Raw genomic sequence first — 11,168 nt, 5'->3', positions numbered from 1 at the left:
CGCTGCGCAGCGGCAGCTGCCGCTCATAGCGCTCGGCGATGCGCGCCACCAGCCGTGCCGCCAGCAGCGAATGGCCGCCGAGGGCGAAGAAATTGTCGCCTGCGCCAACCGCGTTGCAACCGAGCAGCTCGCACCACAGTTCGGCCAGTTGCGCCTCCCAGGGTCTGCCCAGCTCGCCGTCGCGCTGACCGTCCTGTTGAGTTGGAACCGGCAGCGCCTTGCGCTCGACCTTGCCACTAGGGCTCAGCGGCAAGCTGTCGAGGCGCACGAACTGGCTCGGCAGCATGTAATCCGGCAGGTGCTGCGCAAGCTGTACGCGCAGCGCGGCGTCGCTCAGGTCAGCACCCGCCGCTTGCGTGACCGAGTAGTAAGCCACCAGGCGCGCGCTGTCGCCGCTGCCGAGCAGCACCACGGCCGCCTCCCGCACCCCGGTGAACCGCGCCAGCAGGGCCTCGATCTCGCCCAGCTCGATACGGAAACCACGCAGCTTGACCTGGAAATCCAGACGCCCCTGGTAGTCCAGGCTGCCATTGGCGTTGCGCCGCACGCGGTCGCCGGTGCGGTACATACGCGCCCCCGGCACAAAAGGATCGGGCAGGAAGCTCGCCGCGCTCAGGGCAGGCGCGGCGAAATAGCCACGCCCCAGGTTGGCGCCGGCCAGGTACAGCTCGCCGGAAACGCCCGGCGCCACGGGTTGCAGGTCGGCGTCCAGCACATAGGCGGCGGTATTGACCAGCGGCCGGCCGATCGGCACCTCCACCCCGCCGCTCTCGCCCCGACGCGGCTCGAAGGTGCTGTAGACGGTGGCCTCGGTCGGCCCGTAACCGTTGATCACCTGGGCACCACGCTGCTCCATGGCCTCGGCCAGCGCGCTCGGCAGGGCCTCGCCACCGGAAATGGCGCGCACGCCCCGCCAACCGCGTCCGGTGTGCGCCACCAGCATGCGCCAGGTGGCAGGGGTGGCCTGCATCACCGTCGGTTGGCCGGCCTCGATCAGGCGGTCGAGGGCTTGCGGGTCGCGTGCCTGCTCACGGTCGGCGAGCAGGATGCTGGCCCCGCGACTCAGCGGCAGCAGCAGCTCGACGATGGCGATATCGAAGGTCGCGGTGGTCAGCGCCAGCACCCGGTCCCGCGCCGTCAACGGCAGCACCTGCTGCACGCCGAGCATGAGGTTCATCAGGTTGCCACGGTCGATGGCCACGCCCTTGGGCTGGCCGGTGGAACCCGAGGTATAGAGCACATAGGCGAGCTGGGCCGGATGCACGCTCGGCGCGAAATAGGGTTCGGTGGTGGTCAGCGCATCGATATCCAGCAGTTCGACGGCACTGCCCCACTCGGCCAGTTCCGCCAGGGCCTCGGCATGGGTCAGGCACAACCGCGGCTGCGCATGGGCAAGGATGTAACGGCCGCGCTCGGCCGGGGTGTCCTCGGCCAGCGGCACGTAGGCGGCGCCCGCCTTGAGAATGGCCAGCATGGCCATGGGCAGCCGCGCATCACGCGGCAGGCGCAGGGCCACACGATCCTCGGCGCCGACGCCACGGGCCTGCAGGGCAGCGGCCAGGCGTTCGGCCGCCTGGTTCAGTTCGGCATAGCTCAGGCATCGTTCGCCGGCCTGCACGGCGATGGCTTCGGGCTGCCCGGCGACTTGCCGTGCAAAGGCCCGCAGGAGGTCTTCGCGGCCCTCCACGGGCTCACCGTGCAAGCGCGCCAACGCACGCTGCTCGGGCTGCCAGGCGAGTTCGCCCAGTACCTGCCGCGGTTGCTCGAGCACGGCATCGAGCAGCGCCAGGTACTGCTCGAGCATCGTCTGCGCGGTCTGCTCGCGGAACAGCTCGCTGCTGTACTGCAGGCTCAGGGCGATGCCGTGTTCGCTGTCGCGCACGTCCAGATGCAGGTCGCACAGCGCGCTGTCCGGGCGATTGTCGAGCGGCTCGGCGATCAGCTCGGTCAATTCGAAACGCTCCAGGGCATGGCCCGGGAAGTAGTTGAACATGGCCTGGAACAACGGGTTGTAGCTGACCTGGCGGGCCACCCCGAGCTGTTCGATCAGGTAGTCGAACGGCAGATCCTGATGCGACTGCACCGCCACGGACAGCGCCTGCAACTCGCGCATCAGTTGCAGCAGGCTGGCCGTGCCGGAGAGCTTCTGGCGGTAGACCAGCGTATTGACGAAGCAGCCCACCAGCGGTTGCAACGCCGCGTGATGGCGGTTGGCGGCCGGCACCCCGACGAGGATGTCGTGCTCGCCGCTGCGGCTGCGCAGCAGCAGCTGGAAGGCGCAGAGCATGGGGATGAAGTTGCTCCAGCCGTGGCTCGCGCTGAATGCCCGCAGGCGCGCCGCCAGCGCATCCGGCAGGCGTTGCTCGACGCGCCCGCCGGCCTGGCTGGCGTGGGCCGGCCGGGGGAAGTCCGCGGCCAGTTCGAGCACCGGCAATTCGCCGGACAACTGCTCGCGCCAGTAGGCCAGTTCGTCCTGGCAGGCGGCGCTGTCCATCCACTGGCGTTGCCACAGGGCATAGTCGGCGTACTGCATCGGCGCTTCGGCCAACGCCGGTTTACGTCCCTGGCGCAACGCGCGGTAATGGCTGCAAAGACCGTCGATGATCAGTTGCAGCGACCAGCCATCGGCGGCGATATGGTGGCAATTGAGCGCCAGCACGTGCGCCTGCGGCCCGAGGCGATACAGGCAGGCACGCAGCAGCGGCGCGCTGTCCAGGGCGAACGGCGTCATCGCGTCCTGGCGCAGCAGGTCGTGCAACTGCGCCTCGCTGGCCACCTCGATCAGCGGCAAGGCCAGCTCGGCCTTGGCGAGGATGACCTGCGACGGCTCACCGCCATCGCTGACGAAGCGGGTACGCAGGACTTCGTGCTGATCGACCAGGGCCTGCAACGCTGCCTGCAGGTCAGCGACATGCAGGTCGCCGCTCAGGCGCACCGCGCCGGCCAGGTTGTAGGCCGGGCTTTGCGGCTGCAGTTGCTGGAGGAACCACAGGCGCTGCTGGGCGAACGACAGCGGCAAGGTCTGCGGGCGCGGCAGGCGCATCGGCGTGGTGTTCTCGCCGGCCTGCTGTTGTTCCAGCCACTCGGCCATGGCGGCGATGGTCGGGCGCTCGAAGACCACGCGCAGGGGCAGTTCCTTGCCGCTGAGCTTGCCGATCTGGCCGATCAGTTGCGTGGCCAGCAGCGAATGCCCGCCGAGCTCGAAGAAGTGATCCTGAATGCCGACCCGCGCGAGCCCCAGCACACCCTGCCAGGCTTCGGCCAACTGTGCTTCCAGCTCGCTGCGTGGCGCGACGTAGCGCGCCTCGCTCTGCGCGGCGAAGTCGGGCGCCGGCAGGGCCTTGCGGTCGACCTTGCCGTTGGCGTTGAGCGGCATGCGCTCGAGCAGCATGAAAGCGCTGGGCAGCATGTAGGGCGGCAGGTGGGCGGCAACGAACTCGCGCAGCGCCTCGATGGAGGGCTGCGGCTCGGCCACCAGGTAGGCGACCAGCACCTTGGCGCGCTGTTGGTCGTCACGGGCCAGCAGCACCGCTTCACGCACGCCGGGGTAACGGGTCAGGCAGGCTTCGATCTCGTCCAGCTCGATACGGTGGCCGCGAATCTTCACCTGGTGGTCGGTACGGCCGACGTACTCCAGCTCGCCATTGGCCAGGAAACGCGCCAGGTCGCCGGTGCGATACAGGCGGCTGCCGTCGTTGGCGATGGGGTCGGGCAAAAACACCGCCGCAGTGCGTGCCGGGTCGGCCATGTAGCCACGGCCAACCCCCACGCCGGCGACGAAAATTTCACCCACCGCACCGCGCGGCACCGGTTGCAATTCGTTATCGAGCAGGTACAGACGGTTGTTCAGGGTGGCGCGACCGATCGGCACACTGCTGCGCGACTGCGCCAGGCGCTCGGTGAGCGGATGGAAGGCCACGTCGTCGGAGCATTCGGCCGGCCCGTAGGCGTTCATCAGCGGGATGCCGGGATAGCGATCGAACCAACGCCGCGCCAGCGCCGGCGGCAGCGCCTCGCCAGTGGCCAATACCCAGCGCAGCGCGGTGCGCTCCAGGCCCGCCTCGAGCAGGCTCTGCATCAGCGACGGCACCGCTTCGAGAATGCTCACGCCATGGCGAGCAATGGCCTCGGCCAGGGCCTCGGGATTCTGCATCACGCAGTCGCCGAGAATCACCGTGCGCGCCCCCAGCACCAGGCCGGCGAGGGTCTGCCAGACGGAGATGTCGAAGCACTGCGGCGCGCTCTGGGCGATTACGTCATGTTCATTCAGGCCCAGGCCCGGCACCTTGCCAAGCATGTTGTTGAGCATGCCGGCGTGGGCCACCATCGCCCCCTTGGGCGTGCCGGTGGAGCCGGAGGTGAAGATGCAGTAGGCCAGCGACAGGTCATGCACGGGGATGTCCAGGTCGGCATCGCTGTAGCCGCTCAGGGCCGCCGGCTCGTAGCGGATCGCCGCCGGCGGGGGCGCCATCTGCCGCAGCGCCTGCTGTGCCAGCTCACCCTGCTCCCCGCCGTGCAGCAGCAGCGGCGAACGGCTCTGGGTGAGCACTTGGGCCAGGCGTTGCGGCGGATTGCGCGGGTCCAGGGGCAGCCAGCCGGCGCCAGCCTTGAGGGTGGCGAGAATCATCACCACCAGGTCGAGGCCACGCTCATCGAGCAACGCCAGCAGGTCGCCGTCCTGCACGCCATTGGCGCGCAGATGACGGGCCAGTCGGTTGGCCGCCCGGTTCAACTGATCGAAGCTCAGGCTGCGCTCGCCATGCACCACGGCGATACGCTCGGGGGTGCGACGCACCTGCTGTTGCAGGCGCTCGACGTACAGCGGCCGCAGTTGCGCCGCGTCCGCCGCCAGGTCGCCGCTGGCCCAGGCATGCTGTTGGGCGATCTCCGTCGCATCGAGCATGGCGATGCGTTGCAGCGGGATATCCGCCTCGCTGGCCAGGCTGTCGCCCATGTTCAGCAGCAGCGTGCGGAAGTGGCGCAGCATCTGCTCGACTTCCTCGCGCAGAAACCAGTCGGTCTGGTAGGTCAACTGCAGGTGCAGGCGCTCGCCGGGCACGATCACCACGGTAACCGGATAGTTGGTGTGGGTGCGGTTGGCCATGTCGCTGATCAGGTAGTCCAACTGGCCCTGGCGCAGGCTGGCGGAGATCGGCGCGTTCTCGAACACGAACAGGCTCTGGAACAGATCCTGGCGCTGGACCTCGCTCCAGCTCTGGATCTGCGCCAGCGACACGCTTTCATGTTCGCGCAGGTTCAGGTTCTCGGCCTGCAAGGCCTTGAGCCAGGCACCGAGGGACTGCTGCGGTTGCCAGCTCCAGCGCAGCGGCAGGCTGTTGATGAACAGCCCGACGATGCTCTCCATGCCTTGCATGTGCACCGGGCGCCCAGCCACGGTGACGCCGAACAGCAGGTCACGATTGCCGCTGTAGCGCGCCAACAGCAAGGCCCAGGCACCCTGTACCAAGGTGTTGAGGGTGATACCCAGGCCGCCGGCGGCCCGCTGCAGGCCCTGCGTCTGCTCGACGCTGAGGTGTTCGACGCAATCCTCCACCGGCTCCGGCGCATCGCTCACGCGGCCAGGGTGGCCGAAACCGAACGCGGTGGGCGTGTCGAAGCCGGCCAGGCGCTGTTGCCAGAAGGCCTGATGATCCTCGGGCTTCTGCTGCTCCAGCCAACGGATGAAGTCGCGGTACGGGCGTGGCTTGGGCAGCTCCAGACGCCGCCCCTCACGCGCGGCGCGGTAACCGTCGAGAAAGTCCATCATGATGATGGAGAAGCACCAGGCATCCATGAGGATGTGGTGATAGCTGCGCACGAACTGGTAGGTGTCCGGGGCCAGCTTGAACAGGCGCACGCGCATCAGCGGCGCCTGGGTGAAATCCAGCCCCGCGCGACGCTCCTCGGCCAGCAGATGTTCCAGACGCGCCTGCTGCTCGGCCTCGTCGATGTCCGACCAGTCCTCATAGCTGATCGGCAGTTCGACCTGCTTGTGCACCACCTGCATCGGCCGCTTCTGCTGCTTCCAGACAAAGGAGGTGCGCAGCAGCTCGTGGCGCTCCACCACCTGTGCCCAGGCCTGGCGGAACGCCTGCAGATCGAGTTGCGGCAGCACCATCACATGGCGGTACTGCAGCAGGTACATACCCTTGCCTGGGTGCATCAGGCTGTGAAACAACAACCCCTGCTGCATGGGCGCCAGGGGATAGATGGCCTCGATATTGCGGGAAAGTGCTTTGACCTTGTCGTTCATGCCGAGGGTCTCCTTGCCGTGGACTGGGGATGTGGGGGCGTCGGGGGGCTCATTGCAGTTGCTCGAGCAGACCGAGGAATTCGTCGTCGGAAAGCCCCGAGTCGGCGAAGTCGGCAGCGGTGGCGCGACCAGCCTCGGGGGCCAGGCAGTGTTCGAGCAGGGCTTCGATACCCTGCTGGAACTGCTGCGCCAGTGCGCCGATCAAGGCCGGGTCATGCAGGTGCGGGGCGTAGCGCCACTCGATGTGCAACTGACCCTGGTCGACCAGGGCGGTCACGTCGAGCAGATGGGTGCGGCGGGTGTCGGGGGCGCGCATGGCCGGGCACAGCGGCTGCGCCAGGCGCCACAGACGGCAACCACCCAGCCACTGGTCGACCCGCCCCAGGTAGTTGAAGGTCAGCAGCGAAGCGGCACCAAGCCCGTGCCGTGGATCGAGGCGCAGCAGACCGTAGCCAATGCCCTGCTCCGGTACGCGGCGCAGGGCCTCCTTGGCGGCGATGATCGCCTCCTCCGGCTGTTGGGCGGCGCGCACGGCCAACGGGTAGCGGCTGGTGTGCCAGCCCACCGAGCGTGACAGATCCGGGCCCTGCTCCCAGCCACTGCGGCCGTGACTTTCCATCTCCAGGGTGACCTGCTCGCGCCCCAGCCATTGGCCGATCACGCCGGCCAGTGCCGCGACCAGCAGATCCTGCACCTGGGTGCCGTAGGCCCCATGGCAGTCGCCCAGCAGCCAGGCGGTTTTTTCGAGGGACAGTTTCGTTTCCAGCGTGCGGCTTTCGCCATACAGGCTGACATCACGGGCGACCTCGCCCTCCTCGGCCAGTTGCGCCTGCCAGTAGTCGCGCTGGGCCAGCACCTCGGGGACCTGGCGATGACGCTGCAAGGCCTCGCTCCAGCGATCGAAGCGGGTGGAAACCGCCGGCAACGCGGCCCGCGGGTCGTGGTACAGGCTTTCCAGCTCCTCGAGCAGGACCTGCCAGGACACCGCATCGACCAGCAGGTGATGCGCCGTGCACAGCAGGTGCCCGCTGCCGGTGAAATACACCCAGCGGATCAACGGGGCGCGATCCAGTTGCCAGCCCTGCTGCCACTGTTGCAGCAGCGCGTCGTCCAGCGGCTGTTCGACCACCTGCAGCAGCGTGTCGGCCAACGCCGCCGACAGCGGCTGATAGCGTTGCTGCCAGCCCTGCCCGCTCTGCTCGAAGATCAGCCGCAGGCTGCTGTGACGCTGCAACAAGGTCGCCAGTGCCTGGGCCAGGCGCGCCGGTTCCAGCGGCTGCTGAACGGCCAGCAACAGGGACTGGTTCCAGTACTGTGGCGTGGTCTGCTGCTGGTCGAAGAACCAGGCCTGGATCGGCGTCAGGGCAAACGCGGCGCTCGGCTCGGCGCTATCGACCTTGGGTTGCTCGGCCACACTGGCGAGGTCCACGGCCTGCTCGGCCCAGCCGCTGACCGAAGGGAACTCGAAGATCTGCTTGGGTTTGAGCTGCAGGCCCTGCTGCTTGGCAAGGGCGATGATCTGCAGGCTGAGGATCGAGTCGCCACCGACTGCGAAGAAGTTGTCGTCGGCTTGCAGATCGGGCTTTTCCAGAATCTTGCGGGCAATCACCAGCAGCCGCTCGACCCTGGCGCGCTGTGGCGTCTGCGCTACCCGCGCCAGCGCCCGCACGCTGGGCTCGGCGAACAGTTGCTTGGGGGTGAGGGTGATCTGTTGCTGGCGTGCGCGGGCAATGATCTGCAGGCCGAGAATCGAATCGCCGCCGTGGGCGAAGAAGTTGTCGTCCGGGCCGATGTTCGGGTTGCCCAGCAATTCACGCCAGATCGCCAGCAAGGCGCTTTCCAGTGCACTCAACGGCTGTTCGGTACGCGCTCCGAGATCGCGCGGCGCTTGCTCAACCAGATTCAACAACACCTGACGATCGACCTTGCCATTGGCCAGCAAGGGCATCGCCTCCAGGCAATGCCACTGCGCCGGCTGCATGTAATCCGGCAGGCGTACCTGCAACGCGGTTTGAATGTCCGCCAGTGCGCTCGGCGCGGCGACCAGGAAGGCCACCAGGCGGTTGCCGGTCAATGGCGTCGGTGCGTTGAGCACGCGCACGTCTTCGACCTGTGGCAGCGCACGCAATTGCGCCGCCACTTCCGAAGGCTCGACGCGGTAGCCGCGAATCTTCACCTGTTCGTCCAGACGCCCGAGGAACAGCACCCGGCCCAGATGATCGAGGCGTACCCGGTCCCCCGTGCGATAACCCAATGCACCGAAGCGCGCCTGATCGGCCTCGCTGGCACTCAGGTAGCCACGCGCCACGGTCGCGCCCTCGATATACAACTCGCCACTGACGCCAGCCGGCAGCACGACGCCATCCGGCCCGCGCACACTGATTCGCACGTTGCCCAAGGGGCGCCCGAGCGGTGCGTCACCCTCGCCTTCGACGTCGTGGGTCAGCACGCCCACCGTGGTTTCGCTGGGCCCGTAGTGGTTGACGATGCGCAACTGCGGGCTCAGAGCGCGCACCCGCGCCAGCAGATCGGCGCCCAGGGCTTCGCCACCGAGTACCAGGCACTGGCGCGGCAACAGGCGCCCCGGCTCGCTGGCCACCAGCAGCGCGTTGAGGTGCGAGGGCACGATCTTCAGCATGTCCACGGGCTGCTGTCCGAGCAGCGCCGCCAACTCCTCGGCATCGAAGGCCAGCGCTTCGTCCAGCAGGCGCAGGCGCCGGCCGCTGAGCAGCGCGCCGAACAACGCAGTGTGCCCCAGATCCGTGGCGCAACTGGCCAGGCTCGTCAGGCTGGCGTCGGCGCTCAAGCGCAGGCGTGCCAGGCAGGCGCTGACATAGTGAACCAGGTTGCCCTGGGTCACCTCCACGCCCTTGGGACGCCCGCTCGAGCCGGAGGTGTAGACCACGTAGGCCGGCACGTCCGCCGGAACGCTGGTGCGCAGCGGCGCATCGCTGAACAGCGCCTCGACCGGCACGGCCAGCCACTGCACCTGCGTCGGCAACCAGTTTGGCCGTTCGCCCTCACCCACGTAGACCTTGGGCGTTGCATCCAGGCAGATGTCCTGCAGACGCGACTCGGGCCACTGCGGGTCGAGGGCCAGATAGGTCGCGCCGCACTGCCAGGCGGCGAGCATGTGCATCACCAGTTCGCGGCCGCGCGGCAGACAAAGGGCAACCCGATCACCGCTCGCACTCAGCGAACCGTGCAGGCGCTCGCCACGGGCGACCACGGCCCTGGCCAGTTCGGCATAGCTCAGTTGCCCCTGCCGATCCTCCAGGGCGATGGCCTGGGGGTTCGCCATGCAGTGTTTGACGAAAGCCTTCCAGGCGCTCTCATCCGGTACCGGCAGGCATTCGCCAGACAATTGCGAACGCTGTTCGAGAGGCAACCAGTCCAATTCGGCAAACGGCACGTCCGGCTGCTCCATGGCCGCCATGACCAGGGCAATGAACTGTGCCTGAAAACGCTCGACGCTCTCGCGCCGATACAGCGCCTTGCTGTAGCGCCAACGCCCGATGAACTCGGGCAGGTCATCGATGATCACCAGGTTCAATTCGTGGGCCGCACCACGCTGCTCGCCAATCATGCGCTCGATGTAGCGGTCGAACGGCACGTCACGCTCCTTGTTCAGCGTGAACATGTGCTGGAACACCGGTGCCCGGCCCATCTGCCGCGGCAGATCCAGATGCTTGGCCAGGCGCGCGAAGGGATAGTGCCGATGGCGCAAGGCCTGCCGGACAGTGGCAGCCACCTGCCCGGCCCACTCAGCGCTGGACAGGTCGCGACGCACACGGCAGCGCACCGGCAACGGGTTGACCAGATAGCCCGGCAGTTCAGCCTGCTCACGCTTCAGGCGCCAGCCACTGGGCGTACCGAGAACGAAATCATCCTGCCCGGACAGCACGCCGAGAAATTGCTGGAACAGTGAGAACCAATAGACGTAGGGCGTCACGCCCAGGCTTTTGGCGACCGCACGCAGCCGCTCGCTGTTGTCCGCGCCAAAATGGAACGACAGCTCTCCGCCCTCAAAGCCCTGGGTGCTGCCATGGGCGAAGTCAGTGGGCAGCTCCAGCGTCGGCGCATCGGCCAATTGCGCCTGCCACCAGGCCAGTTCCTCGGCCTCGATCGCCTCGCTGCGCAGGTACAACGCGCTGCACCAGTTGCGATAGGCCTCCGGGTCGACCTCGGCAAGCACGTCGCCATCGACCAGGGCGAACAGCTCGCTGAACAACACGTCGAAGGTGGTCAGGTCAGAGGCGATATGATGGATGCCCAGCAGCACCGTGTACTCGACACGGTCACCCAACTGGTTGCTCAACAGCACCAGCCGGCTGATCTCGCCGGCAGCGAGATCGAAGGGCTTGTCGGCCAGCTCGATGACACGTTGCCGCACACTGGCCGCATCGGCGTCCTGCCAGGTTTCGCATTGCAGTGAGGTGGGCTGCGGTCGGCTGTCCCACTGCAGCAACTTGCCATCACGCTCGACATAGGCACTGCACAGGTGCGGATAACGCTGCTGCACCTTCTGCCAGGCCCGCTCCAGACGCTGCGGCAGATCCGCCCAGAGGTACTGCGGCCTGATGCGCCCGGCGAGGGCGATGTTGTAGGCGCAACTGCCGGGCTCCATACGCTGCAGGAACCACAGGGCCTGCTCGTTATCATTGAGCGGGCGCGCCTGGAAGTAGTCCGGATGGCGCGCCAACCAGGGCAGTACTTCAGCACGGCGCGCTTGCAGCTCACGCTCAAGCTCTGTACTCAGGGCCTCCGGCAAGCCAGCGGAAATCATCAGGCGGCCTTCGCTCACGGACAGGCGTATACCGCGCAGCCAGCAGTCATGCATCAGGCGATCGAGCATGTGTCATCCTTCATCGTGCGGATTCGAGGTCAGCCACCCGGGCAGTGGCTTAGAGGGTTA

The 11,168-nt window shown here is 67.4% G+C and carries 2 protein-coding genes; both read right to left on the bottom strand.

The features are described from left to right. The coding region (locus K675_RS0116055; RefSeq protein ID WP_017904520.1) for a non-ribosomal peptide synthetase at nucleotides 1–6,253 on the bottom strand (6,253 nt) is incomplete at its 3' end. 49 nt (nucleotides 6,254–6,302) lie between these two features. Next, nucleotides 6,303–11,108 carry a non-ribosomal peptide synthetase gene (locus K675_RS0116050; RefSeq protein ID WP_017904519.1) on the bottom strand — a complete coding sequence of 1,602 codons (4,806 nt, stop codon included), beginning with the start codon at nucleotides 11,106–11,108 and terminating at the stop codon, nucleotides 6,303–6,305. Between the last annotated feature and the right edge of the window lie 60 nt (nucleotides 11,109–11,168).

The organism is Pseudomonas fuscovaginae SE-1, from assembly GCF_000364705.1.
Lineage (GTDB): Bacteria > Pseudomonadota > Gammaproteobacteria > Pseudomonadales > Pseudomonadaceae > Aquipseudomonas > Aquipseudomonas fuscovaginae_A.
The sequence above is the reverse complement of the archived record's forward strand: the minus strand, read 5'-3'. Positions and strand labels throughout refer to the sequence as shown.

Bases quoted from the DNA above. Each gene is read 5' to 3' on its own strand.
- K675_RS0116050 (WP_017904519.1), bottom strand. From the start codon at position 11,108: ATGCTCGATCGCCTGATGCATGACTGCTGGCTGCGCGGTATACGCCTG.